Origin of the sequence: Xanthomonas vesicatoria ATCC 35937 (assembly GCF_001908725.1) — a bacterium.
Lineage (GTDB): Bacteria > Pseudomonadota > Gammaproteobacteria > Xanthomonadales > Xanthomonadaceae > Xanthomonas > Xanthomonas vesicatoria.
The window spans coordinates 236679-261110 of the sequence record NZ_CP018725.1 but is presented as its reverse complement, the minus strand read 5'-3'; the positions used below and the strand labels follow the sequence as shown (position 1 = coordinate 261110).

Sequence of the window (24432 nt, the reverse complement as noted above, 5' to 3'; positions counted from 1 at the left end):
AGGAGCTTGATGTGAATAAGAACATGCGGATCCTGATCGTGGACGACTTCTCGACGATGCGACGTATCGTCAAGAATCTGTTGGCGGATCTCGGCTTCACCAATACCGCAGAGGCCGAAGACGGCAACAGCGCGCTGGCCGCGTTGCGTGCGGGCCCGTTCGATTTCGTGGTGACGGACTGGAACATGCCCGGCATGACCGGCATCGACCTGCTGCGCAACATCCGCGCCGACGCCAAGCTCAAGCACCTGCCGGTGATGATGGTGACCGCCGAAGCCAAGCGCGAGCAGATCATCGAAGCGGCGCAGTGTGGCGTGAACGGCTACATCATCAAGCCGTTCACCGCGCAGACGCTGGAAGAAAAGCTGGGCAAGGTGTTCGAACGTCTGGCGGCGACCGCCTGATGGACGCCACCATCGATACCAATGCAGAACGCGCCGCGCTGATCGACCGCCTGCAGGGCGCGCTCGATGCGTTGGAAAGCGGCGACGAAATTGCCTGGCGCCGTGAGGTGGATCATCTCGCCGCCTTGCGCACCCGTCCGATGATGCAGGGCCTGAGCCGGCTCGCGCGCGAACTGGGCCAGGCGCTGGGCGAGTTGCCCACCGTGCCTGAGGAAGCCGGCGAACTGGACGATGCCTGCTCGCGCCTGGATCACGTGGTGGAAATGACCGAAAAGGCCAGCCATCGCACGCTGGATCTGGTCGAAGAGTGCCGCGTGCTGGCCAACCAGCTGCGCGAAGGCGGCCTCAATCAGGACCAGGGCGCGCTGATGGACAAGATGCGCCACAACCTGACCGAGCTGTCGCTGGCGCAGAGCTACCAGGATCTCAGCGGGCAGATCATCCGGCGTGTGGCCGGGATCGTGCGCCGCGTGCATGAAGGCTTCGGTGCGCTGGGCCTGCCGCCCAAGAGCAGCGAGCCGAAGAAAGACGACGGCGGTCTTGCCGGTCCTGCAGTCAAGGGCCTGGACCGTCATGCGGTGTCGCAGGACGACGCCGACGATTTGCTGTCCGGATTGGGGTTGTAACCATGAGTGCTGTTCCAGACGATATTGCTGCCGATTTCATCGTCGAGGCCCAGGAAATCCTGGATCGCCTCGGCGAACAGCTGGTGTCGCTGGAACAGGCGCCAGACGAAGCCGACCAGCTCAACGCGGTGTTCCGCGGCTTCCACACGCTCAAGGGCGGCGCCGGCTTTCTGGCGATCAAACCCATGGTGGAACTGTGCCACGCCGCTGAAGAAACCCTCGGCATGGCACGCTCGGGCCAGGCGGTGCTGCAGGCGCATCATTTCGATGCCGCGCAGCAATCGCTGGACTATCTGCAGGCCATGCTGGATGCGATGGGTTCGGGCGAACCCGTGCCGCATGCACCGGCGTCGCTGATCGCGCAGTTCGACGCCAAGAGCGGCCCGCCAGCGGTCAAGGCCGCGCCCAAGGCAGCCGCTGCTGCGCCAGTGCACGACGACGGCCATGCTGCGCCGGCACCGGGCGCCAAGGCCGCACCGAAAGGTGCCGCCAAAGGCGGTGCCGAAGCCGAGCAGACCGTGCGCGTGGACACCAAGCGCCTGGACGCCATCGTCAACCTGATCGGCGAACTGGTGCTCTCGCGCAATCGTCTGAAGACCTTGCGTACCCGTCTGCGCGATGAAGAACTCGACCGCGCGGTCAGCACGCTGGACATCGCCACCGCCCGCCTGCAGACCGCAGTCATGCGCACCCGCATGCAGCCGGTGAGCAAGGTGTTCGCGCGCTTCCCCAAGGTGGCCCGCGACGTTGCGCGCACGCTGTCCAAGGAAGTGGAGCTGGAACTGATCGGTGCCGAAACCGAGCTCGATCGTAATCTGGTCGAAGCCCTGGCCGACCCGCTGGTGCACCTGGTGCGCAACGCCATCGACCATGGCATCGAATCGCCGGCCCTGCGCGAAGCCACCGGCAAACCGCGTAGTGGCCACGTGCGCCTGTCCGCGCAGCAGGAAGGCGACTACGTCAGCATCGAAATCCAGGACGATGGCGCCGGCATCGACCCGGAGCGGCTGCGCGAAATCGCGCGCGGCAAGGGCCTGATCGACGCCGAAGCGGCGGCACGTCTGAGCACCGACGAATGTCTGCATCTGATCTTCATGCCGGGCTTCTCGACCAAGGCCGAGGTCACCGATATCTCTGGCCGCGGCGTTGGCATGGACGTGGTGCAGTCACGCATCCGCGAGTTGAGCGGGCAGATCCAGATCCAGTCCGAACTGGGCCGTGGCAGCCGCTTCATGATCCGCGTGCCGCTGACCCTGGCGATCCTGCCTACGCTATTGGTGCAGGCCGGCGAAGCGGTCTACGCCTTGCCGCTGGCCCGCGTGGTGGAAGTGCTGCACGCCCCGCAGACCTCGCTGGGCTGGTTCGACGGCCGCGCCGTACTGGACCGCCGCTCGCACACCCTGCCCCTGATCGACCTGCGCCGCTGGCTGGGCGTACCCGCCGAACAACCGCCGCTACTGACCGTGGTGCTGCTGCAGGCCGGCGAAACCCGCTTCGGCCTGGTGGTGGACCAGGTCCGCGGCCGCGAGGAAGTGGTGATCAAGCCCCTGCCCCGCGCATTACGCGGCCTGCCCGGCTACGCCGGCGCCACCCTGATCGGCGATGGCCGCATGGCACTGATCCTGGATGTGGATGGATTGCGCTCCAGCGATCATTGATTCTCGGGAATCGGGAATCGGGAATCGGGAATCGGGAATCGTCAAGACGATCCTGGTTGCCTGATCTAACGACAACGGCCGCGTACTGCGGCCGTTGTCGTTTCACTACCAACATCGCTGCCGATCTATGTCGCTACGCGCGCAGGCATGGGCGCGATGGCTTGGCGAAGGTCAGGCTGCCGTGGAAGTGAACCTGGAACCGTTATTTCACTAGCCCTCACACCATCCGGTGTTGAGGCGCAATCGACTGCTCTCGCTGTTGATCCTGCTGCTGGGATTGCTGTTGGCGCTGAGTTTCGCCCAAGGCCTGTAATTGCGCAAAGGATTGCTCGACGGGCTGCGCAATCGCATCACTCGTCTTCATATGCGCCATCTTGTGGGCGGGGTCGTTCAACGCGCCTTCCACAACGAAAACGTTCTCACCCTGTCGCACGGACTTGGTGTTCTCGCTCAGCACAACATGATCGATTCGCGACAGCCCGTTCTCTTTGGCTAAATACGCGCTGCTTGCTGCCAGCCGTGCGCTGTTGTCGTCGTACTCGCGGCCGAGACCTTGCTCAAGGCGGCGAACGGCTTCTTCTGCTTGATGATGCAGCGGATCTGTTGGCAGCACTCTCGCGAGCTGTGTTACTTCCTGTAATGGAGATACCTGCTCACCGGGCGGCTGCGCCTCACCAATCACCTTTTGCCAAAGTTCCTGTTTGGGCTTCGGATTGTTGTGCTCCTTATTCAACTCACTTTTAGGCACAGGAGCAGGAATGCTCTTGATATCATCTACGTTTTCTACGGGTCTGATATCCCCCTCAAAGCCTTTATCAACTCCATCTTTTGTCTTCCGGTGCAGTCCGGCGTGATTGAGCGCATCCCATGTGAAGTCGATACAACTGTTTTTAGCACCGTGATATTCCATATTGAACCCGTGCTTAGCAGGGGCCGCGCCGAAGGCCTCCAGCTTTTCATACTGCGCCTTATCGATCTCCATCGTGCGTGAGTAATATGGTTTTTGGTAGGTATCGACGTCATTGAACGAAACTTTTCCTGGCCCGCTAGCCTCGCCATGCTTGATGGGCGAGAACCCATAACTTTTGACAGTCGTTCAGTCGTCAATCGAGTAGTACATATGGCCACCGAAGGATGTGCCTCCGGCCATCAACGGCGTACCTGCGGCAGCGACGTAGACAGTGACTGCATAGCGCTTTTCATGATCATCCATGCTCATTCCCCTCACTTTCCCTTGTAGGTGTAAGCGACAAGAAGTTGAGCATTAGCCGCAACCAGCGCCTCGGCGTTCTGATCAAAGCGCAGTTTGAGCCGATAACGGCCTGGCTGGACAGCATTGCTATAGCCGAACGCCAACTCCCTGGACGCGGTCTGTTCAGTAGACAAACCGGCGTCTTGCAGCGTCGTACCGTCAGCATCAAAAGCGAACAGACCAGGAGCCATACCATCAGCTGACAAGGGAATGGACGCCTGCTGACCTACTCCCACACGCTGACTACGCTGCAATTCCACGGAGACCGGACCGAATGGTTCAATACGCTCCAAGTGGAGCTCGGCCGAAACACCAGCGCTAATCAGCCTGTCAGCACTTTGGGAGACGGCAGTTGGATCGACACCGGTGATCCGCACACCGATGAAAACGGGAGGAGTCGCGTCGTCGGGCAGTGCGGGCACATCGAATTCCAGCTCTGTAGGCCCACGATCATGTGGGGTCAAACTCCGTACCAACGGGACGACCGTTCTCATCTCTATCTGCTCCTTTGCGATAGGCACGTTTGCAGGCGGCGGTTGCAGGCTGCAGCCAGCGATCAGGCAGGTAATCAATGCCGTGAGTGCAAAGCGCATTGGATCGTTTGCAAGGCGCACGGCCTTTCTCCAATAAGTGTTGGTGCTACAGGGGGAATTTTGACAGTTTTTCAATGTCATCGTGTCATGCACGCCTCTCAAGTACCCCCAATGCCCTATGCACGCATTGCTTTATGAGGCCTGACAACTGACCCACCCCCGATAGCAGGGCCATCAGTCGATAGAGATTTCGACCTCTTTCGGCGCCAGGGAATTCGCTTGGGACCCGTGTTCTCGGGCGAATTCCGCAGGGGTTTTCTATGCCAGTGCACTGTGGGGGCGCTCCTCGTTATAGAAGCGCCGCCACGCTTCGATTTTGCTCCGTGCATCGGCTAGGGACAAGAACCAATGCTCGTTCAGACACTCCTGTCGCAGCCGGCCGTTGAAGCTTTCCACCATCGCGTTGTCCGTCGGCGTGCCACGTCGGGAAAAGTCCAGCTCTACGCCGTTCTCATAGGCCCAGCGGTCCATCACCTTGCCGGCAAACTCACTGCCGTTATCCACTTTGATCGCTTCCGGCTTGCCTCGTTGAGCGACCAGCCGCGCCACTGCGTCGGCGACATCGTCAGCGCCCAAGGACTGATTTACGACGATATCCAGGCACTCATGCGTGAAGTGGTCCAGCACCGGCAGCAGCCGGAAGCGACGTCCATCGAACAGCGTGTCACTGACGAAGTCCATGCCCCACAGCGTGTTCGGCGCCGCGGCCACCTTGATCGGTTGCCGGCGACGACTACTGCGACTACGTCGCGGGCGACAATGCCGCAACGACAGGCCTTCTTCCTTGTAGATGCGATGCACCCGCTTGTGGTTGTCCCGCCAGCCTTCGCGCCGCAGCATCACCAACACCCGTTCGCAGCCATAGTGGATGCGCGTCTGCGTGATCTGGCGCATCCGCAAGCGGATGGCGCTGCAGTCGCGCGCCTTGGCCTTGTACGAAAACGCCGAGCGCGACATCGCCACGATCCGCAATGCGCGTCGTTCGCTCACGCCGAAGCGCTCTCTCAAGCGGGCAACCCAGCTGCGCTTCTGTGGCGCCCTTAGAGTTTTTTTGTGACCACCTCCTGGAGCATCGCCATGTCCAGGCTCAGGTCGGCAACCAGCTGCTTGAGCTTGCGGTTTTCCTCTTCCAGCACGCGCAGGCGCTTCAGTTCGGAGGGGCCAAGCCCACCGTATTTCTTGCGCCACACATAGAACGTCGCCTCGGCGATGCCCATCTTGCGGCACACCTCGCCAACCGCCATCCCCAGCTCGACCTGCTTGAGCGCGTACGCGATCTGCTCTTCGGTAAAACGCGACTTCTTCATCGCCTGATTCCTCGTGATCCACGGGGCCCATGCGGGGCGAAGTCTCTACTTTACGTTGGCACGGTTTTTCGGGGGTGGGTCACAACTCCAGGGCTGAGTGACATGTCCGCTACCTCAGCTTATCGGATGTAGACCCATTCGACGCATTTGTGCGCCACCAACTCTTGCGGGTGCGCGGCCTCGCCTCGTGGGAAGACCTCTACACGCATGCCTGGGCGCCTGAAGAAGTCACTCATCCAGCGGCCGTCCTCGACGATGTTGCGCTCGCGCGTGAATCCAATTTGTTCCAGGTGCTGGGTGAAGCGGTCGAAGTCCAGGCCGCAGATCTCGGTCATCGGGGGCGATGCGCCAGCCACATTGCGATCAAAACGAAATTCGAACCAGCGTCCATCGAGCTTGGTTTCATCGACACCAAAGCCGTAACTCCACTCTTTGGTGAGCGGGCCAAAAGCGCGGTATCGGCGTTCATCGTCTTCCACGAACTGAACCGCCTGCCCCATCGCCGAATTCAGACGCTCGGGAGTGAAGTCGTAGATGGTCTGGCTGCCCTCGATCAAGGCAAGCAGCTGTCCAAGCAAATTCTCCGCAGTGGGCTTACCAGGCGGCACAGCGTCAGGGTTGTATGAACGCGTGGCAGATGTCTCCGTGAAGGTTGCCGGGGCTGGGGTGGCCGCCGTGTGGGCGCACGCGCCCAGAGCGAGGGTGGCGAGCAAGGCGTAGAGAGGGCGCGCGATCATGAAGCGTCCGTTGTGCGCTGGTGTGGCTGGGACGCTAGTGGCATCCGGCACCGAGGTCAATCGCAAGGGGTCTGGCAGCCGCCGCATCATCGCCGCACGCTGCGCGGCTTGACCGGCACCTCTACCGGCGGCAACACCTCCATCAGCAGCTGCCCTTCGCTGGCGGTGATGCGCAGCTTGGTGCCGATGGCAAAGCCCAGTTGTTCCAGCCATAGGCCGCTGAGGCGGACGTGGGGCACGTGCTGGTCGCCGCCGTGGTCGTGGGCGCCGGGGTAATGGGTGTAGCTGACGGTGCATTGGCGCGGGCGGCGGGCGCGGCGGGGTGCGCGTAGCGTGCCGGGGCCTTGCGGCGAGGCGTCCGGGTCGGGCGGCAGCATCGGTGGCAGCTTGGTGCGGTCGGGTTCCACCACGACCCACTGCACCCGCTTGGGTGGCGCGGGGCGTGTACGCGCGCGGGTGGGCCGTGCGCTGGTAGATGCCTTGGGTGGGCGGCGGCGTGTCATGGCGCCTCCGGGTGATAGCGGGTGATGGTTGCAGCGACGTACTGCTGCAATGGCACAGCCCTGCGTGCCGACAGGCGGCGCGAGGTGTGCGGCAATACACCGGGCTGGCGACTCAGCGGATGCGCGGTATGGTCTCTCGCCTCCTCAAAAGCTGTGCTTGCGTCGAGCCTGCGCAGCACATCGCCCATATCCCACCGCAGGCGGTGAGCAGAGGCTGGCAACAGATCAACCGGCATAGATGCCGGTATGGATAGTGCGGTAGACATGGCAACGCCCTCCTGGAACAACCCAAGAACCGCCGCCAACGGCGACGGGATGTCGGGAGGTTCGAAACCGCACGTAGCCGGCGGGCATATTCCCCTTGCGGGTGTTGTATTAGCCGCCCTCCCGACGCAGGCATTGCATCGGCTTGTACCTGCAGGATGCAGGCACAAAAAACCCACCGGTTTGACGGAGGTGGGTACCGCTACGTGAGGAGTTTCGACGCTCCTTGGGCCTAGATTGCAAGTACGCGGTCTGGCGTGTCAATACACGCTGGCGCGCCTCGCGCGGATGTGCGCGCCGCTAGCGCAGTTCCATACGGACACGCAAGCCGAGCGCCGTCGCCTGATAAGTGCACCTGACCCAATCACGGTCGCGTCGGCACGCGCACCAAGTGCAGGAGTTGCAGGTCGCCCTGCGGCAGGCCAACGAGGCGCTGACCGCCAAGAACCACGACCTGATGCAGCTCAACCGGGAGAACGGCCAGTGGCTGGAACGCCAGACCCGCCTGGAGCGTGAACTGGCGCAGGCACGCCAGCGGGCGGATGCCCAGCAACACGAGCACGACGCGCTGCGCCTGACGGCCGCCAAGCACCAAGCCCTGCAGGCGCGCTGGACCCAAGATGTCCACTCGCTGGAAGGCGTGCGCGCCGAACTGGCTGTGGCGCGGACCGAGTTGGTCGAAGAGCGTCAGCGCCGGAAACGCGCCGAGGCGGACACCTTGCGGGCCAAGGTGCGCCTGAGCACGCTGGAACAACTTCTGGCGCAGCAGCTGCCACCGCGCCCCGTTGGAGAACCCGAAAGCGCCATCGCAGCCGGTGCAATGCCGGCAGGCGGGTGATCAGCCAGCGATTCACGCCAGACCGCGACACGGGAAGATCGCTGCCGAGAAAAACTATTCGCTTTTAGCGATTTAATTACATCGGGAATGTTCAATAGTATCAATCCCCACCGGACTTTTCACTTTAAATAATGGACGCACTATTTAATTTTGACTATAAAAAATATCGCGAAATGACGGAAGCGGCGGATGATCACCGCAATTCTCCGCCCCCTGAAGAACACAGCGAAAACCACGGCGCGGGTTATAACATGCATCCGCTGCTTGAATCCCTCCCGCGAAGAAATTCCACGCAAGTGCATGCCGATGCCTCAGTCCATCGGATGCGGGCAGCCGCGTCGACCTCCGAAACCCATACGGATTACTCAGAAATATTAGAACTAATCGGCGCCTATGGCGATAACAAAGACATGCGCGCGCTACAAAGAAGATTTACAGGTTTTTCTCGCTTTTTGGCAGACAGTGGCCTGTCACATGTAAGTGGCAGGCAGATGCTTCAGGAATTGAATGAAGGTCAACGCGACCAAGTCATACATCAAATAATAAGACGAATTGAGCATTCTGCGGATGCTGAATATCGAGAAATTGCGCTGAGCCGACTGGAGACGCAGTGCAGTCGAAACATTGTGCTGAGCCAATGGGCCTTGGATCGCATTGCCCAAGCCAAAGACAAAGCCAAAGCCGAAACCAAGGCCAAAGCCAAAACCACGGCCAAAGCCAAAACCACGGCCAAAACCACGGCCAAAGCCAAAGCCGAAGCCGAAACCACGGCCAAAGCCAAAGCTGAAGCCACAGACGTGGCCCAACGCAAGATCAACGAAATTATAGAATATCTACCAATATATGAAGCATTAGGGAAAGTGCCACCGGCTGTGGCATTCTCTAATTACTTGCATGGTGATGGCTCATTTGGCAAGACGCTACGTAACATCCTTCCATACATCACCCCAGATCAGAAGAAAAGATTTGTTCTAGCAAGCGAGAGGCGCAAACTGACCTTGGCCGCTCAAAGCAAGCCTCTAAAAGGCGTATTCCGGACCCTCCATCAAGACCCAGATTTGCTCCTTGAAATTTCAAGAAAATTCAGCAATAGAGCGTACAGTATCGAAGACGCAAGAAGCGGATATTTATCACAAGCAAGGCTGGAAGAAATGGTCGACCAGGAAACCGGCGAACTGACTCCTCTGGGTGAAGCCGTGATTTCAGGAGCATCCGAAGGCATCCAGGCGGCAATTCGCGCCAATTTCAGACTTCGTTATCAACAACCGGACCTGCCTCCATACAGTCCCACTCAGGCCTTCCATCGGCCAGAAGAAACGTGGCATCCCGATGCTCCGGCTGATTCTTCCTATTCGTCCCTATTGCCGCCCACCCCCTCTGGTGGTTGGCAGTTGCCGCCCACCCCCTATGGCGGTTGGCCGCAGAACGCATCAGGTGAGTGGCATCCCGATACTCCGGCGGATTCTTCCTATTCGTCCCTATTGCCGCCCACCCCCTCTGGTGGTTGGCAGTTGCCACCCACCCCCCATGGCGGTTGGCCGCAGAACGCATCAGGTGAGTGGCATCCCGATACTCCGGCGGATTCTTCCTATTCGCCCCTATTGCCGCCCACCCCCTCTGGTGGTTGGCAGTTGCCGCCCACCCCCTATGGCGGTTGGCCGCAGAACGCATCAGGTGAATGGCATCCCGATACTTCGGCGGGTTCTTCCTATCCTGCATGGCCAGCCCAGCCCGAAGCATCGAGTTCCACCTTCGATGATCTCGAGTCCTTGGACTATAGGCAGAACTATGGTTATCGCGAATTCGACCTCAACACCCCCCAGGAAGAAGAGGAGCTTTGGGACTACAGCACGCAGACTCCCGTGGGGCACTCGGCCATGAGTCCCGAGAGGATCGATGTGGACAATCTGCCGTCGCCCCAGGACGTCCCAGACCCCGAGCTTCCTCCAGTGACGGCCACTTCGTGGCTGCAAGATGGACATCTGCGCGCCTACACCGACGACCTCGCTCGTCGATTGAGAGGACAGCCCAATGCCCATTTACTCCACTTTGCCGACTCACAGGTAGTGGCCATGCTGAGTTCCACAGATCCAGACCAGCAGTCCCGCGCACGGCGCCTTCTTGTCGGAGACGAAGCCCCACCTATCGTGTTCCTGCCGATCAATCAGCCCAACGCGCACTGGTCATTGCTCGTCGTCGACCGTCGTAACGAGGACGCCGTTGCAGCCTACTACTACGATTCCATGGCACAGACGCAGCCCCAGCAACGCTACCTTGCCGACATGGCGGCCTACCACCTTGGCCTTGATCATGAGCAAACTCAGGAAATGCCCACCGCGATACAGCCGGACGGTTATTCCTGCGGCGATCATGTGCTGACCGGAATAGAGACGCTGGCTCACAGGGTGATCGACGGCACCTTCGACTACGCGGGCGGCAGAGACCTGCGTGATATCGAACCAGACCGCGGCCTCATCAGGGATCGTCTTGCCCAAGCGGAGCAAGCTCCAGCAGAAAGCAGCGTCAGGCAAGCTCCCGAACGGCCCATCGAACAGAAGAAAAAGAAAAGCAAGTGGTGGAAAAAGTTCTAGCAATTTGACCATCGGCGATAGAGGGTCGGCAAGAATCTGTGAAAAAGTTCTTGTCTGACAGCAAGTTAGCTCACTTTGGGGTAGCTTTTTACATGAATCCTGCCGACCCTCAGGTAGTGGAGCCGGTGGAAGCCTTTTATCTGGCAACGTCATGTTTTTACGAGAAAAATTGGATTTTGCAAGTCATTTTTACACGGATGTCGGCTGGACCCCAAGCTCTACTCAACACTGCGCGTCGGCCGCGAGGCGTTGGTCAGACGCTGGCCGATGGAACCGGTCTCACGCAAGCTGGAACGCTTGCAAATAACGGTTCCAGGTTCACTTCTTTACTGTCGCGCCCATACCGCCACGCGGCAGGCATGGGCGCTAAACGTTGGCGCCTAGAACTTGTAGGTCAGCCCCAGGTACGCCAGCCGGCCCGTGTAGCCGCCGGTATAGAAGCGGGCGCGGGTGTCCTCGCCCAGGTGCGAGCGGGACTCCTGCTTGGTCAGGTTCAGCACCGAGGCGGTGAGGCTGAGCGCCGGGGTGATGTTGTAGGCCGCATTGACATCGATCTGGTAGTACGGCTCCTCAAAGACGTTCAGCCCGTTGACCAGGCCTTGCACCAGCTCACCGCGGCGGTTGTACGAGGCGCGCAGCAGCAGGCTGTCGGCTTCGTAGAAGACGGTGAGGTTGGTCTGGTTTTTGGCGCTGCCCGGCATGGAGGTCTTGCCGGCCTCGGTACCGTCTTCCAGCCGCACCGCCGCCTTGCTGGCGTCGTTGTAGGTGTAGTTGAACTGCACACCAAGTCCGAACGGCAGCGTGTGCTGCGCGTACAGCTCCACACCCTGCGAGACCGCGTCCTGGCCGCCGGCCTGGGTGCTGTAGTTCTGCACGGTGACCGGTTGCCCGTCGACCATCATGTTGACGTCGCTGATCACGTCGACCGCGAAGTTCTCCACGTTCTTGCGGAACAGCCCCACACCCGCCACCGAACCCGGCAGGAAATACCATTCCAGCCCCAGGTCGAACTGGTTGGCCTTGTACGGCTCCAGGTTCTTGTTGCTGCCGGAGCCGTACCAGCCCTGCTCGCTGGCACCGCCGGTCAGGCGCCGGTCGGCCACGTACTCGGGGCTGTAAAACTCCAGGCTGCCAGGCGCGGCGATGTCGTTGTAGCTGGGACGTGCGATTACTTTCGACGCTGCCGCGCGCAGCAACAGGTTTTCGGTCAGGTCGTAGGCCAGGTTGAAACTCGGCAGCACGTCGGTGTAGTTGCGGTCCAGCCCGCTCACCACGAACGACTCGGTGCGTTGCACGCTGTCGGCCAAACGCCAGTAGCCTTCTGTGCCGCAATAGGTATCGGCCGGCGCGCCGCCGGGCGTGGCGGCGCCCTGCTGGCAGGCCAGCGGATTGCCGTCGGCGCCGTCGAAGAAGTAGTCGTTGTAGGCGGTCACCTTGTCGGTGGACTCGGCACGCTGGCCGGTGCGCGCCACCCGCACGCCGACGTTGCCGCGCAACCGCTCGGTGTGGAAGTTGAGCTGCAGGTAGCTGGAATAGATCTCTTCGTCGACGTTGTAGACGAAGTTGTCTTCGCTGCGGGTCTGCATCGCGCCGTAGGTTTGGTTCAAGTAGCCGATGTAGCCCGGGAAGTTGATCGCCGGGAACGCGCTGGCGTTGACGCCACCGGCCAGGTTGTCCTGCGCGAACAGCAGGCCCGGCGAGAACTGCGTGGCAATGGCATTGCAGCGCCCGTTCCAGTAACGGTTGTCGTAGTCGCTTGGATCGGTGCCCGGGCACACCCAGTAGTTGTTGCCGGTACTGCGGTGGATGCCGCCGTCGCGCCGTTTGATGCCGAACTGCAGCGAGTCGAAGACCTCGCCGTCGAAATGCCAGGTGGTATCGATCTGTGCGTACTGCTGCTGATTGGTGTTGCGGGTCCACGACGAGCCGGTCGAGCCGAGGTCGACCTGCAGGATGCCGTCGCGCAGGTTTTGCATCAGCTCCGGCGAGAACGTCATGGACGGCGTGCCGGTCAGGTCCCAGGCGCTGGCGAAGTTGCCGTTGGTCCAGCTGCCGTCGGCGTTCTGCAGGCGCGGCTTGATCGGCAGGGAAAACTGCAGCTCCGGCCCGCCCTTGGCCCAGGTGCGGCCGGCCTTGAACGCCACGTCCACCTGATCGCCACGCCATTCGCCGCCCAGGTCCACCGTCTGCGACTGCGATTTTTCGATGTTGTAGCTGCCGGTGATCTGCGGCGTGGGCACCGTGCAGTCGTCCGAGCCCCAGCCGCCCGGCGGCAGGCCGGCCGCGGCGGCCTCCGCCTCGCTGCAGTAGTAGGTCTTGCCCGGACGCAGGCTGTAGGCGGCGCCGGTGACAATCGTGCCACTGGGATCGAACTGCAGCCGGTCGAGCAGACGGCCGCCGCGCCAGTTGCCGTCGCCGTTGTAACGGGCGATGTTCCATTCGGGAATCTTGATGGTATTGGTCTGCGAGTTCTGCGACAGGTCGAAGCGGAAGTAGTTCGCGGTCAGCGTCAGGTCGTCGGTCGGCTTGAACTGCAAGGTCAGCTGCCCACCCTTGCGCTCGCGCTCCTCGCGTTTGGCGCCCAGGCTCACTGCCGTCGGCATCATGAAACCGGTGGCGTAGTCGCCGTCCTGGTTCCAGAAACCGGTCCCGCCCCACCAGTTGGCATTGAAGTCCGACGGATTTCCGTTCACGTCCACCGCCGCGCCGACTTCGTCGAGGCCGTACCATTGCCAGCTCTCGGTACTGGCATTGAGCGTGCGCGCGGTGCGCTTCTGCTGCGTGTAGCCAACGAAGACACCGAAGCGGTTGTCCTTGTCGTGCCAGGAGTACGAACCGGAGAACTGGCCGTCGGTCTTCTTGCTGGTATCGGACCAGGTGCCCTCGGCGGAGACGAAGCCGGAGTTTGGCTCCAGTTCCAGCGGGCGCCGCGTCTGCAGGATCACCGTGCCGCCGATGCCGCCTTCGTCGATGCGCGCTTCCGGTGTCTTGTACAACTCCGCGCTGCCCAGCAGGTTCGACGGCAGCAGCGTGTAGTTGAACGAGCGCGTCGGGTCGCCGTTGGACTCGGCGGTGGCGATGTAGTTGCCGTTCAATTCGGTCAGCACCAGCTCCGAGGACAGACCGCGCACGCTGACGTTCTTGCCTTCGCCGCCGTCGCGGCTGATGACCACGCCGGGCACGCGCTGCAGCGCATCGGCCACGTTCTTGTCGGGGAACTTGCCCACGTCCTCGGCCGTGATCACATCGACCACGGCGTTGGCGTTGCGCTTCTGCTCCAGGCTTTTTTCGATCGCGTAGCGGTAGCCGGTCACCGTCACCGCGTCCAGGTCCGTGGCCTGCAACGCGGCCTGGCCCGTGGGCGCCGGCGTGCCGTCGGCCTGCTGGGCGGCGGCGGTGGTGGTGGCGGCGCTAGCGAACAAGGCGATGGCGATACCGGCGAACAGCGTGCTGCGGTTGCGTGCGAATGGCATGCAGTTCATTTCGATCATGCTCTCCCAATAGTGATCGGCTTCGGCGGCTTTGTATCGATCCAACGATCGGACAAGAACACCGCGCGCGTGATGCAAAAATATCCGGCGCCGTTGCGGCGACCCGGTTTCCCTCCTCTTCTCTCCCCTGCTGCGCAGCTGCGATTAGATCGTTCTAATGCGATTGAAAAACTAAGTATCACAGCCCATCCGTCAGTGCATTCTGCCGCGCAGCAGGCTGCAGCCTTGCAAGCGCAACGATGGGCGGTCGGGCTCGCCACGCTTGCATGCGGCACAGCCTGCTTGTCGCAGCAACGGCTTCATCGCGGCCCTCAACACGCCTCGCCTAAAACCAGGCGCAAGCGGTTCACCGAAGCGCCTGCACTCTCCCCATCATTTGCAACCGAGCTCAGCGACAAGCAGGTTCGCCATGCGTTTTGGCCTATTCCAGGACATGGACACCATTCGCCGCGTGGCTGCCGTCGCCATCGCAAGGATGTGCCGCGACGGCGACTCACACAGGACGTCTGTGGAGTTGGAAGAGACGATTCCCGGCCTCGCTGGCGCCCTCACCGAAGCCGGCGGCCGAAAGCCGCCCCTGGAGGTACCCTCGCCCGAACCCTCTTCCAAGGGGAGAGGGGCTTAAAACCGCGCAGGCGTGTGTTCTCTCAGCCACCGTAAAAGCGGGTCCAACGCTAGGTGTCACCGAGTTCAGCGCGACCCTTTACGACCAAGCAACCGGCCCCGCACCGTGCTATCGCCCGCAGCCAAGTTGGCAGTTCGAAGACCCATCCCCCAGAACGACAACTTTCTGGCGCGCCAACCAGGCGCATCTATCAAGTCCGCCGCGCCTGGGCCGATACCGCATGCATGGACAGATTGAGCATTATCGGACTGGTGCTGGCGATCGTTGCGATCGTGGGCGGCAGCGTGTTGAAGGGCGCCGGCATCTCGTCGCTGTGGTCGCCGGCTGCCTTCGTCATCGTGATCGTCGGAACAGTGGCGGCGATCCTGCTGCATACCTCGCCGGCGGTTTTCCGGCGCGCCTTCAAAATCTTGCGCTGGGTGATCCAGCCGCCGGCCAGCGATCGCCCGCAGCTGGTGGCGCGGATCGTGGAATGGAGCAACATCGCGCGCCGTCAGGGCCTGCTGGGCCTGGAAGACCAATTGCCGCGCCAGAGCGATGCCTTCCTGCGCAAGGGCCTGCAGATGTTGGTTGACGGCGTGGAGCCCGAATCCATGCGGCATATGCTGGAAATCGAAGTCGATAACCAGGAGCGTCAGGATCTTGCCGCCGCCAAGGTGTTCGAAGGCATGGGCATCTATGCGCCCACGCTGGGCATCATCGGCGCGGTACTCGGCCTGATGGCGGTGATGAAGAATCTGGCCGACCCGGCCATGCTCGGCCATGGCATCGCGGCGGCCTTCACCGCCACCATTTACGGCATTGCCTCGGCCAATCTGCTGTTTCTGCCGGTGGCAGCCAAGCTCAAGAGCGTGATCCATTGCAGCACCAACGAGCGCGAAATGGCCATCGAAGGACTGATTGCAATCGCCCAAGGCGAGAACCCGCGCAACATCGAGTCGAAATTGGCAGGCTACTTGCATTAGTCCCGTCATGGCCCGTCGTCGCAAACACCACGAAGAACATGGCAACCACGAAGCGTGGGCGATTCCGTACGCCGACCTGATGACCTTGCTGCTGGCGTTTTTTGTGGTGATGTACGCCATCTCCTCGCTCAACGAGGGCAAATACAAGGTCATGGCGCAGGCACTGACCAGTGCGTTCGGTGGCTCCTCCACCAACGCCAGCCCGGTGCAACTGGGCAAGACCCAGAGCCTGGGCGCCGACTACGACCGTCCGTCGGTGATCAAGGCCGGCGCACCGATGGCTGCGTCCAACGGCCCCACCGACCCTACCCTGCTGCCGTCGATGGCCGCACAGATGCGCATGCCGGTGTCGCTGCGCAATCAGACCCAGCTGGCACGCGCGCAGCGTCAGATGGATGCGGTGGAGCAGCAGTTGAGCAAGACGCTGTCGCCGCTGATCGACAAGAAACTCATCACCATCCGCCGCAACGATCTGTGGATCGAGGTGGAGATCAACAGCGACATCCTGTTCGGCACCGGCTCGGCCACCCTGGCCGGCGGCGCCCGCGGAACGCTGTCGACATTGGCGTCGGTGTTGCGCGATGCGCCCAACGGCGTGCGTGTGGAGGGCTATACCGACAACCAGCCCATCGCTACCGTGCAGTTTCCTTCCAATTGGGAGCTGTCGGCGGCGCGTGCGGCCAGCGTAGTGCACCTGTTTGCCGACGATGGCATCGCCCCGCAACGATTGGCGATGGTCGGCTATGGAGAATTCCGCGCACGTGCCGATAACACAACCGAGGCGGGACGGAATGCGAACCGGCGTGTGGTGTTGATCATACTCGCTGACTCAGCTGGCTCACTCGCACCCGATCCGCCATCGCAGTTGCATGCGACCGCCGCCGGGGCGCCAAAGCTTCCCAAGTCAGACGGCGGCCAAACGGCCGTCACCACCGAAAGCGGCACAAGTTCCGTCCCCGCCGTAATTGAAGGAGTGCAGTGAGATGCGTATCTGGGCAATCGCCAACCAAAAGGGCGGCGTAGGCAAGACCACCACGACGCTGGCGTTGGGTCGCGGATTGGCCGCGCTCGGGCATCGGGTGTTGTTGATCGACCTCGACCCGCACTCCTCGCTCACCCGCGCGTTCGGCGTGGCGGTCGACCCGCCGCCGCGCGGGGTATTGGACCTGTTTGGCACCCCGCCGAGCGACCTGGCCAGCCTGGCGCACGAAAGTGCCATCCCCGGCCTGTCGTATGTGTGCGCCCAAGCCGCACTGGCCACGCTGGAACGCCGTAGCGCCAATCAGCCCGGCTTGGGCCTGGCATTGCAAAACGCGATGACTCGCCACGCCGGCCAACACGATTACATCCTGCTCGACTGCCCGCCCACGCTCGGCCTGTTGATGATCAACGCACTGGCCGCCTGCGATCGCGTGGTGGTGCCGACCCAGGCCGAGCCGCTCGCATTGCATGGCCTTGCCAGCATGGTGCGCACCGCCGACATGGTGCAGCGCTCGCGTCGTCGCGAGCTGCCGGTGTCGATCCTGCCGACCCTGTTCGACCGTCGCACACGCGCCGGCAACGAAACGCTCAAGGAAATGCAGACCACCTACGGCCCGGTGGTGTGGGAAGACGCCGTTCCGATGGACACCCGAATTTGCAATGCCGCCGCACTGACCGTCCCCGCCACCGGCGCCGATTATCAGGGCCGCGGCCTGTCCGCCTATCGCCGCGCGCTGGAATGGGTGCTGGCCGATGACGCGATGCGTATGGAGCAAGCCGCATGAGCAACCACACCGCCAACGGTGAGCTGGACGATTACCTGGAAGGGCTGTTGCACGATGCCGGCGTGGAGATGCCCGACGCCGTCACGAGCACGCCTGTCGCTGCAACCCCGGCCGCCGAACCCGCCGCCGCGCTTGCCATGAGCGAAGATTCGGACGTCGCTGTCGCCGAAGCGCCAGCTCCCGTCGCTGCAACGCCGGAAGTCATCGCCGCCGATCTGCTGGCCGACATGCGTTCGGACCCGGCACTTGGTGCGCCCGTGATTGCCACGCCGAGTGCCGCCGACATTGCCGCCGATTTCCTCGCCGAAATGGACGCCGACCCGGCGTTCGGGCCGCCAGTGGTTGCAGCACCGAGCGCCGCCGACATTGCCGCAGATTTTCTGGCCGAAATGGACGCCGACCCGGCATTCGGGCCGCCGGTGGTTGCTGCACCGAGCGCGGCCGACATCGCCGCCGATTTCCTCGCCGAAATGGACGCCGACCCGGCATTCGGGCCGCCGGTGGTTGCTGCACCGAGCGCGGCCGACATCGCCGCCGATTTCCTGGCCGAAATGGATGCCGACCCGGCGTTCGCCCCGGCCGCGCCCAGTGCCTTCATGAGCACGGCCGATCTGATGGCCGAGATGGACGCCGATCCCGCCTTCGGAACCGCGTCGTCTTCGGTTGACCTGCTGACTGCCGATCTGCTGGCAGAAATGGATGCCGATCCGGCTTTCGGGCTAGAGGCGGCGCCGGTCGCAGTGCCTGCACCGGCACCGCGTGCAGCGCCCACGCCGGCACCGGCACCGGCACCGCCACGCACCGCGCCTGCCCCGGTCTATCCGCAAGGCCTGCAGGCATTGCTTGCGCCCGGCCAGGCCGACAAGATCCATGCCGAGCGTCGCGCCAGCGAACGCAGCACCCGCTGGCTGCGTCTGCGCTGCGGCGAACAGACCTACGCGCTGGAATTGCTCAAGGTGCAGGAAGTGGTCTTGCCGGTGCCGCTGTTGCCACTGCGCGGCACTGCCAGCGCGATGCTCGGCATCATGAACCTGCGTGGCCAGGTGGTCCCAGTGATCGATCTGGGCGTGCATCTGGGCTCGTCGCCGGTGGACATGGACTTGCACACCCGCGTAGTGGTGCTGGAAGAAAACGGCGAAACCATGGGCCTGCGCGTGTCGGCCGTGGAAGACGTCACCAGCCTCACCGATCACCAGATCGAGCCGCCGGACAATGCGCGCCTGTGCCGCATTTCCAACAACCTGTTCCGCGGCGTGGCACGTCTGGGCCACCAACCGATGATCCTGCTCGATGCCTCGCACCTGCTGCATTAACGCAGGGCTTGCGCAATCTGCGTGTCGCCGATTCACCGTTAAAGCTTTTCCACCTTCCGCCGTTAGTACGCATAGAACCATCCGTTCGGAGCAACAATGAGCACAGTGACATTGGGTGAGGATCTCGGCATCGAGACCAGCGCCGACCTCAAGCAGAAGCTTGCCGGATTCCTCACCAAGGACGGCGACCTGGTGCTTGACGCAGGTGAAGTCCGGCGTATCCACACCGCCAGCGTGCAGTTGCTCTGTGCCTTTGTGCAGAGCCGTCGCCAGGCCGGTTTGCACACCGAATTCGATGGCTGCAACGACACTTTTAGAGATGCGGCACGTCTGCTCGGCGTCACCGACGCGCTCGGGCTTTCCGCATCCAATGACAACCTGAAATCTGTGGAGAACGCCGCATGAGCGCACGTATCTTGGTGGTGGACGATTCGGCGTCGATGCGCCAGATGGTCTCTTTCGCCCTCACCTCTGCCGGCTTTGCCGTCGAAGAAGCCGAAGACGGCGCCGTTGCGCTGGGCCGCGCGAAGGGCCAGCGCTTCAACGCGGTAGTCACCGACGTGAACATGCCCAACATGGACGGCATCTCGCTGATTCGCGAGCTGCGCCAGCTGCCGGACTACAAGTTCACCCCGATGCTGATGCTCACCACCGAATCGGCGGCCGACAAGAAGTCCGAAGGCAAGGCCGCCGGTGCCACCGGTTGGCTGGTCAAGCCGTTCAATCCAGAACAGCTGATCGCCACCGTGCAGAAAGTTCTCGGTTAATCCTTACTCGCTTCACCATCGGATCTCACGCCCATGAGCATGGACCTGCAACGTTTCCACGCCACCTTTTTCGAGGAAAGCCGCGAAGGGCTCGACGCGATGGAGGCCGGGTTGCTGTCCCTTGAAGAGGGCAACCGCGACCCGGAAATCATCAACTCGGTGTTCCGCGCCGCACACTCCATCAAGGGTGGCGCAGCCACTTTCGGGTTCGAGGCCGTCGCCGGCCTGACCCACGTGCTGGAGACGCTGCTGGACGAGTTGCGCTCCAACAAGCGTCAGCTCGAACCCAATGCCGTCGACGCCATGCTTGGCTCGGTCGACGTGCTGCGCGCCCTGCTGCGCGAAGCCGAACATGGCACTCCGGCCGACCCGGCTGCGGTCAAGGCCGTGCATACCCGCCTGAACGCGGTGCTCGCCGGCGAAGCCCCCGCCGCTGTGGTGGTGGCCAAGCCCAAGGAAGAAGAGCCCGAAGCGTGGCACATCGGTTTCACCCCGGCGCCGTCGCTGTTCATGAGCGGCAACGACCCGCTGCGCATCATCCGCGAGCTGGAGCATCTGGGCCCGCTGCAGATTGCCGCGCGTCTGGAGCGCATGCCGGGCTTTGAAAACATCGACCCGCTGGAAGCCTATCTGGCGTGGGATCTGGGCCTGATCGGCAAGATTCCGCGCAGCAAGATCGAAGACACCTTCGCCTGGGTGGTGGACGATTGCGAGCTGGACATCCGCCCGATGGCGGTGCCCGGCCCGCCGCCGAGCCTGGCGGTGGATGCCGCCGCTCCGGTGGCCGCCGTTGCACCAGCCGTTGCCGCTGCCGAACCAGCTGCCGCTGCTGCTGCGACACCGGCCAAGGCTGCCGCTGCAGAAGCCGAAAGCTCCATCCGCGTCAGCGTCGACAAGGTCGATGCACTGATCAACCTGGTCGGCGAGTTGGTGATTACGCAAGCTATGCTCAAGCAGGTCTCCACCGGCCTGGACCCGGCACATGCCGAACAGCTGTTCGCCGGCCTGGACCTGCTCGAGCGCAACACCCGCGATCTGCAGGAAGCGGTCATCGGCGTGCGCATGCTGCCGGTGGATGCGGTGTTCCGTCGCTTCCCGCGCCTGGTGCGCGACCTCTCCAGCCGACTCGGCAAGCAGGTGCGTCTGCGTACGATTGGCGAAAGCACGGAGCTGGACAAGGGGCTGATCGAAAAGATCGCCGACCCGCTCGTCCATCTGGTGCGCAACTCCATCGACCACGGTCTGGAGCTGCCCGATGCGCGCCGCGCCGCGGGCAAGGAAGAAACCGGCACGATTACCCTGGCGGCTTCGCATCAGGGCGGCCACATCGTGATCGAAGTCAGCGACGACGGCCGTGGCCTCAATCGCGCCAAGATCCTGGAAAAGGCGGCCGAACGCGGCATCGCCGTGCCGGACAACCCGACCGACTCGCAGGTCTGGGACCTGATCTTCGCGCCTGGCTTCTCCACCGCCGATGCCGTCACCGACCTGTCCGGTCGTGGCGTAGGCATGGACGTGGTCCGCCGCAACATTCAGGGCCTCGGCGGCGAAGTACAGCTGGAAAGCAACGCCGGCAGCGGTACCCGCGTGTTGATCCGTCTGCCGCTGACCCTGGCCATCCTGGACGGCATGACCGTCTCGGTCGCCGGCGAAACCCTGATCCTGCCGCTGTCCTACGTGCTCGAAGCGCTGCAGCCGGCACCGGAAGATGTCCGCTCGATGGCGGGCGACGGCCGGGTGCTGCGGGTACGTGGCGAATATCTGCCGATCCTGTCGCTCACCAATTACTACGGCTTCGGCGGGCAGCAGTCCTCCACGGAATCGCTGGTGGTGGTGGTCGAAGGCGACGGCCAGAAGATCGCGCTGGAAGTGGACGAACTGCTCGGCCAGCAACAGGTCGTGGTCAAGAACATCGAAAACAACTATCGGCGTATCCCGGGCGTCTCCGGCGCCACCATCCTGGGCGATGGGCGGGTCTCGCTGATCGTGGATATCGGTGGGCTGGTGCGCTCGTTGAAGGTGCCGCAGGCAGCCTGATGGCACCGACGTCGCTGCGGCAAGGATGCCGCGGTGGTAACACCTAAGGACACGCGATATCCGCCGGCGGTCTAGGGCCCGCCGGCATGCGCTGCCGCCCCGCTCCGTGCGCGCGGCAGGCGCGGGGCCTCACCGCCCCATTGCTTGATCCCAGCGACCGTTCTCAGCGTAGCGATGGTGCCGACGCCGACGGTTTCCATTGGTTTCTGTCAAAAGTCGACTCCCATGAACTGGTTCCGTCATCTCGCCGTTGCGCGCAAGCTCGCTGTTGCCTTTTTTTTCACCACCTTGATCACTCTGTGCCTGGGCGTGTTTGCCATGGTGCGCATGCAGTCCAGTGCCCATCTGTTGCGTGAGATCGGCCATACCTGGGCGCCGGCCGTGCAGCAGCTGAGCGAGATGCGCGCCCTGCTGGGCGAATTTCGCACCTACGAGCTGGCGCAGCTGGCACGCGCCAACGATCCGGATGCGGTGAAAAATTACTTCGAGCGCATGGCAAAGACCCGCACCGAAGTAGACGCGGCGCAGGCAGCGTATTCCAAGACCACCACGGCCGGCAAAGAAACCGAGCTGTACGACGCGGTCAAACAAAAACTGGCCGGCTACTACAAGGCCAACGTGGCGATGGGCGATGCCATCCGCGCCAATGATTTCGCAACCGCCAGCAAGATCTCCGACGAACAATCGCGCCCGCTGCGTCGTGACCTGTTCGCCAAGCTGGTGGAGCTGACCAAGTTCAACGTGGCGCACATGGATGCAGAAATCGCCAGCGCCGAAGCCGCCTATCAGCGCTCGGTCAAGATCATGCTGGCGGCAATGGCCATCGCAGTGCTGCTGGCGGCGTTTGCCGGCTGGTTCATTGCGCGCAGCATTGCCGAGCCGCTGGGTCGCGCCACACGTGTGGCCGGCGCGATCGCCAAGGGCAAGCTGGACAACCCGATCAACGTGGACAGCCGCGACGAAACCGGCCAGCTGCTGCACAGCATGCAGGGCATGCAACAGCAGCTGCAGGCAGTGCTGGCTGCGCAAAGCGAGATGGCGCACCGCCACGATGCCGGCCAGATCAGCTACCGCATGGACGCAGACGCCTTTCCTGGCGACTACGGCACCATGGTGCGCGACACCAACGCCCTGGTTGGCTCGCATATCGCGGTGAAGATGCAACTGGCGCACATCATGTCGCGCTACGCCATTGGCGATCTGACCCAGGACATGGAACGCCTTCCCGGCGAAAAGGCCCTGCTCACCGACACCATGGACACCGTCAAGGCCAACCTGTCGGCGATGAACAGCGAGATCAAGCTACTCGCGCAGGCCGCAGCCAACGGCGACTTCAGCGTGCGCGGCGACGCGCACCGCTTCCAATACGATTTCCGTGCGATGGTGGAGAGCCTCAATACCTTGATGGCCACCGCCGATACCAACCTGCGCGCGTTGTCGGGAATTTTGCAGGCGATTGCAGCAGGCGATCTGACGGCGCAGATGCATGGCGAATTCAACGGCGTGTTTGCGCAGATGCGCGATGATGCCAATGCCACCACCGAGCAGTTGTCGGGCATCGTCGGACGGATTCAGCACGCCACCGTGTCGATCAATGCCGCAGCCAGCGAAATCGCCGCCGGCAATAACGACCTTTCGCAGCGTACCGAACAACAGGCGGCCAACCTGGAAGAGACCGCCGCCTCGATGGAGGAGCTCACCTCCACGGTCAAGCAGAATGCCGAGCATGCGCGCCAGGCCAATCAGCTGGCGATCGGTGCCGCCTCGGTTGCCTCGCAAGGCGGCGATGTAGTGGCACAGGTGGTCACCACCATGTCCGGCATCGAAGTGTCGTCGAAGAAGATCGCGGAGATCATTTCGGTCATCGACGGCATCGCGTTCCAGACCAATATCCTGGCGTTGAATGCCGCAGTGGAAGCGGCGCGTGCCGGCGAGCAGGGCCGCGGTTTTGCGGTGGTCGCCTCCGAGGTGCGCACGCTGGCACAGCGCTCTGCCGGCGCCGCGAAAGAGATCAAGCACCTGATCGACGACTCGGTCGGCAAGGTGGCCGAAGGCTCGGTACTGGTGGACCAGGCCGGCAAGACCATGGCCGACATCGTGGCCAGCGTGCAGCGTGTCACCGACATCATGGGCGAGATCTCTGCAGCGTCGCAGGAACAATCGTCCGGCATCGAGCAAGTCAACCTCACCGTCACCCAGATGGACGAAGCCACCCAACAAAACGCTGCCCTGGTGGAGGAAGCCACCGCTGCCGCCCGTGCAATGGAAGAACAGGCCGGGCAGTTGTCCGATGCGGTGGCGATCTTCAAACTGCAACCCACAGCCGCAATGACCACGGCCGCGGCGCGCCCTGCTCCGACAGTGCTCAAGCCGCTCAAGACGCCTGTGGCCAAGCGCGCTGCCGCCACCGTCGTGGCAGCCAGCAAGCCGAAAGCCGCGTCACGTCCCGCGCTGGCGGCGGCCTCCGCCTCGGGTGGGGACACCAGCTGGCACGAGTTCTGAGGCCTATCGCGGTATCGGCTGCGGTTGTGCAGCCTTCGTCACCAAGCCCTGGCAGCGATGCCAGGGCTTGTGTGTTTTATGCAGGCACGGATGCGCCCGGCGATGCGCAACGCGCCGGATCGCCCCTCGTGCCCCCCGTGATGCCGCGGCTTGCGCCCACGATGCGCAGGCCTTCGCACTGCCAGCGTAGCCA

At 62.7% G+C, this 24432-nt stretch carries 17 protein-coding genes and 4 pseudogenes; 14 read left to right on the top strand and 7 right to left on the bottom strand.

Features of this window, described 5'->3' with window-relative positions:
* The first annotated feature begins 11 nt into the window (after positions 1 to 11).
* From cheY to BJD12_RS01055, 3 genes are read left to right on the top strand one after another with little or no spacing between them, the layout of a single operon-like run.
* Entirely contained in the window at positions 12 to 404 is a 393-nt protein-coding gene (gene cheY / locus BJD12_RS01065; RefSeq protein WP_014507662.1) for a chemotaxis response regulator CheY, read from the top strand.
* Positions 404 to 1030, top strand: a complete 627-nt coding sequence (locus BJD12_RS01060) for a protein phosphatase CheZ (protein WP_005996245.1) — start codon at positions 404 to 406, stop codon at positions 1028 to 1030. The genes cheY and BJD12_RS01060 overlap by 1 nt, the downstream gene beginning before the upstream one ends.
* A gap of 2 nt (positions 1031 to 1032) precedes the next feature.
* A complete protein-coding gene (locus tag BJD12_RS01055; RefSeq protein WP_005996247.1) occupies positions 1033 to 2688 on the top strand; it encodes a chemotaxis protein CheA in 1656 nt (551 codons plus the stop codon).
* A 217-nt stretch (positions 2689 to 2905) separates the two neighbouring features.
* On the opposite strand, the gene BJD12_RS23650 is transcribed toward BJD12_RS01055, so the two are convergent.
* The 6 genes and pseudogenes from BJD12_RS23650 to BJD12_RS01025 all read right to left on the bottom strand — a co-directional run bounded on the left by BJD12_RS23650 (position 2906) and on the right by BJD12_RS01025 (position 7080).
* Complete coding sequence (locus tag BJD12_RS23650) at positions 2906 to 3670, bottom strand: XVIPCD domain-containing protein (RefSeq protein WP_005996249.1); 765 nt, start codon at positions 3668 to 3670, stop codon at positions 2906 to 2908.
* 114 nt (positions 3671 to 3784) lie between these two features.
* Positions 3785 to 3907 carry a hypothetical protein gene (locus tag BJD12_RS25090; protein ID WP_005996250.1) on the bottom strand — a complete coding sequence of 41 codons (123 nt, stop codon included), beginning with the start codon at positions 3905 to 3907 and terminating at the stop codon, positions 3785 to 3787.
* 5 nt (positions 3908 to 3912) lie between these two features.
* A complete protein-coding gene (locus BJD12_RS01045; protein ID WP_229003574.1) occupies positions 3913 to 4614 on the bottom strand; it encodes a hypothetical protein in 702 nt (233 codons plus the stop codon).
* 180 nt (positions 4615 to 4794) lie between these two features.
* Positions 4795 to 5840, bottom strand: a pseudogene (locus tag BJD12_RS24020) (IS3 family transposase); the annotation flags it as partial.
* Positions 5841 to 5959: 119 nt separating this feature from the next.
* The gene (locus BJD12_RS01030) at positions 5960 to 6577 is read right to left on the bottom strand and encodes a hypothetical protein (protein ID WP_005992613.1); all 618 of its coding nucleotides are present in this window, start codon (positions 6575 to 6577) and stop codon (positions 5960 to 5962) included.
* An 86-nt stretch (positions 6578 to 6663) separates the two neighbouring features.
* Entirely contained in the window at positions 6664 to 7080 is a 417-nt protein-coding gene (locus tag BJD12_RS01025) for a SymE family type I addiction module toxin (protein ID WP_042828026.1), read from the bottom strand.
* Between the two features lie 625 nt (positions 7081 to 7705).
* Between BJD12_RS01025 and BJD12_RS01010 the strand changes: the two are divergent.
* Together BJD12_RS01010 and xopD are read left to right on the top strand one after the other, a co-directional pair.
* A pseudogene (locus BJD12_RS01010) lies at positions 7706 to 8182 on the top strand (DNA-binding protein); the annotation flags it as partial.
* A 251-nt stretch (positions 8183 to 8433) separates the two neighbouring features.
* Positions 8434 to 10773 carry a Ulp1 family type III secretion system effector isopeptidase XopD gene (gene xopD, locus BJD12_RS24725; RefSeq protein WP_206501098.1) on the top strand — a complete coding sequence of 780 codons (2340 nt, stop codon included), beginning with the start codon at positions 8434 to 8436 and terminating at the stop codon, positions 10771 to 10773.
* A 380-nt stretch (positions 10774 to 11153) separates the two neighbouring features.
* On the opposite strand, the gene BJD12_RS00990 is transcribed toward xopD, so the two are convergent.
* Positions 11154 to 14309: a TonB-dependent receptor gene (locus tag BJD12_RS00990; RefSeq protein ID WP_172797277.1), complete on the bottom strand. Its 3156-nt coding sequence runs from the start codon at positions 14307 to 14309 to the stop codon at positions 11154 to 11156.
* Between the two features lie 804 nt (positions 14310 to 15113).
* Here BJD12_RS00990 and BJD12_RS00980 point away from each other — a divergent pair.
* The 9 genes and pseudogenes from BJD12_RS00980 (at position 15114) to BJD12_RS00945 (ending at position 24239) form a co-directional block, all read left to right on the top strand.
* Complete coding sequence (locus BJD12_RS00980; protein WP_005992624.1) at positions 15114 to 15854, top strand: flagellar motor protein; 741 nt, start codon at positions 15114 to 15116, stop codon at positions 15852 to 15854.
* Between the two features lie 7 nt (positions 15855 to 15861).
* Entirely contained in the window at positions 15862 to 16836 is a 975-nt protein-coding gene (gene motD, locus BJD12_RS00975) for a flagellar motor protein MotD (protein ID WP_005992625.1), read from the top strand.
* Between the two features lies 1 nt (position 16837).
* The gene (locus BJD12_RS00970) at positions 16838 to 17620 is read left to right on the top strand and encodes a ParA family protein (protein ID WP_005992627.1); all 783 of its coding nucleotides are present in this window, start codon (positions 16838 to 16840) and stop codon (positions 17618 to 17620) included.
* Positions 17617 to 17821: pseudogene (locus tag BJD12_RS25290) on the top strand (chemotaxis protein CheW); the annotation flags it as partial. The gene BJD12_RS00970 and the pseudogene BJD12_RS25290, both read left to right, overlap by 4 nt.
* Positions 17822 to 17883: 62 nt before the next feature.
* Positions 17884 to 18933 (top strand): annotated as a pseudogene (locus BJD12_RS00965) (chemotaxis protein CheW); the annotation flags it as partial.
* A 96-nt stretch (positions 18934 to 19029) separates the two neighbouring features.
* Positions 19030 to 19338, top strand: a complete 309-nt coding sequence (locus tag BJD12_RS00960; RefSeq protein WP_005997253.1) for an STAS domain-containing protein — start codon at positions 19030 to 19032, stop codon at positions 19336 to 19338.
* Positions 19335 to 19700, top strand: a complete 366-nt coding sequence (locus BJD12_RS00955) for a response regulator (RefSeq protein WP_002806565.1) — start codon at positions 19335 to 19337, stop codon at positions 19698 to 19700. The genes BJD12_RS00960 and BJD12_RS00955 overlap by 4 nt, the downstream gene beginning before the upstream one ends.
* Positions 19701 to 19733: 33 nt before the next feature.
* Positions 19734 to 21737: a chemotaxis protein CheA gene (locus BJD12_RS00950; protein WP_005997252.1), complete on the top strand. Its 2004-nt coding sequence runs from the start codon at positions 19734 to 19736 to the stop codon at positions 21735 to 21737.
* Between the two features lie 225 nt (positions 21738 to 21962).
* Positions 21963 to 24239 carry a methyl-accepting chemotaxis protein gene (locus BJD12_RS00945; RefSeq protein ID WP_058564097.1) on the top strand — a complete coding sequence of 759 codons (2277 nt, stop codon included), beginning with the start codon at positions 21963 to 21965 and terminating at the stop codon, positions 24237 to 24239.
* Positions 24240 to 24432: the final 193 nt, after the last annotated feature.

What these genes read in the sequence shown, in the direction of transcription:
- BJD12_RS25090 (WP_005996250.1), bottom strand. Translation starts at nt 3,907, where the DNA reads ATGAGCATGGATGATCATGAAAAGCGCTATGCAGTCACTGTCTACGTC.
- BJD12_RS00955 (WP_002806565.1), top strand. Translation starts at nt 19,335, where the DNA reads ATGAGCGCACGTATCTTGGTGGTGGACGATTCGGCGTCGATGCGCCAG.
- BJD12_RS00970 (WP_005992627.1), top strand. Translation starts at nt 16,838, where the DNA reads ATGCGTATCTGGGCAATCGCCAACCAAAAGGGCGGCGTAGGCAAGACC.
- BJD12_RS23650 (WP_005996249.1), bottom strand. Translation starts at nt 3,670, where the DNA reads ATGGAGATCGATAAGGCGCAGTATGAAAAGCTGGAGGCCTTCGGCGCG.
- BJD12_RS01055 (WP_005996247.1), top strand. Translation starts at nt 1,033, where the DNA reads ATGAGTGCTGTTCCAGACGATATTGCTGCCGATTTCATCGTCGAGGCC.
- BJD12_RS00960 (WP_005997253.1), top strand. Translation starts at nt 19,030, where the DNA reads ATGAGCACAGTGACATTGGGTGAGGATCTCGGCATCGAGACCAGCGCC.
- BJD12_RS01045 (WP_229003574.1), bottom strand. Translation starts at nt 4,614, where the DNA reads ATGACATTGAAAAACTGTCAAAATTCCCCCTGTAGCACCAACACTTAT.
- motD (WP_005992625.1), top strand. Translation starts at nt 15,862, where the DNA reads ATGGCCCGTCGTCGCAAACACCACGAAGAACATGGCAACCACGAAGCG.
- BJD12_RS00945 (WP_058564097.1), top strand. Translation starts at nt 21,963, where the DNA reads ATGAACTGGTTCCGTCATCTCGCCGTTGCGCGCAAGCTCGCTGTTGCC.
- xopD (WP_206501098.1), top strand. Translation starts at nt 8,434, where the DNA reads ATGCATCCGCTGCTTGAATCCCTCCCGCGAAGAAATTCCACGCAAGTG.
- BJD12_RS00950 (WP_005997252.1), top strand. Translation starts at nt 19,734, where the DNA reads ATGAGCATGGACCTGCAACGTTTCCACGCCACCTTTTTCGAGGAAAGC.
- BJD12_RS01030 (WP_005992613.1), bottom strand. Translation starts at nt 6,577, where the DNA reads ATGATCGCGCGCCCTCTCTACGCCTTGCTCGCCACCCTCGCTCTGGGC.
- BJD12_RS01025 (WP_042828026.1), bottom strand. Translation starts at nt 7,080, where the DNA reads ATGACACGCCGCCGCCCACCCAAGGCATCTACCAGCGCACGGCCCACC.
- BJD12_RS01060 (WP_005996245.1), top strand. Translation starts at nt 404, where the DNA reads ATGGACGCCACCATCGATACCAATGCAGAACGCGCCGCGCTGATCGAC.
- BJD12_RS00980 (WP_005992624.1), top strand. Translation starts at nt 15,114, where the DNA reads ATGGACAGATTGAGCATTATCGGACTGGTGCTGGCGATCGTTGCGATC.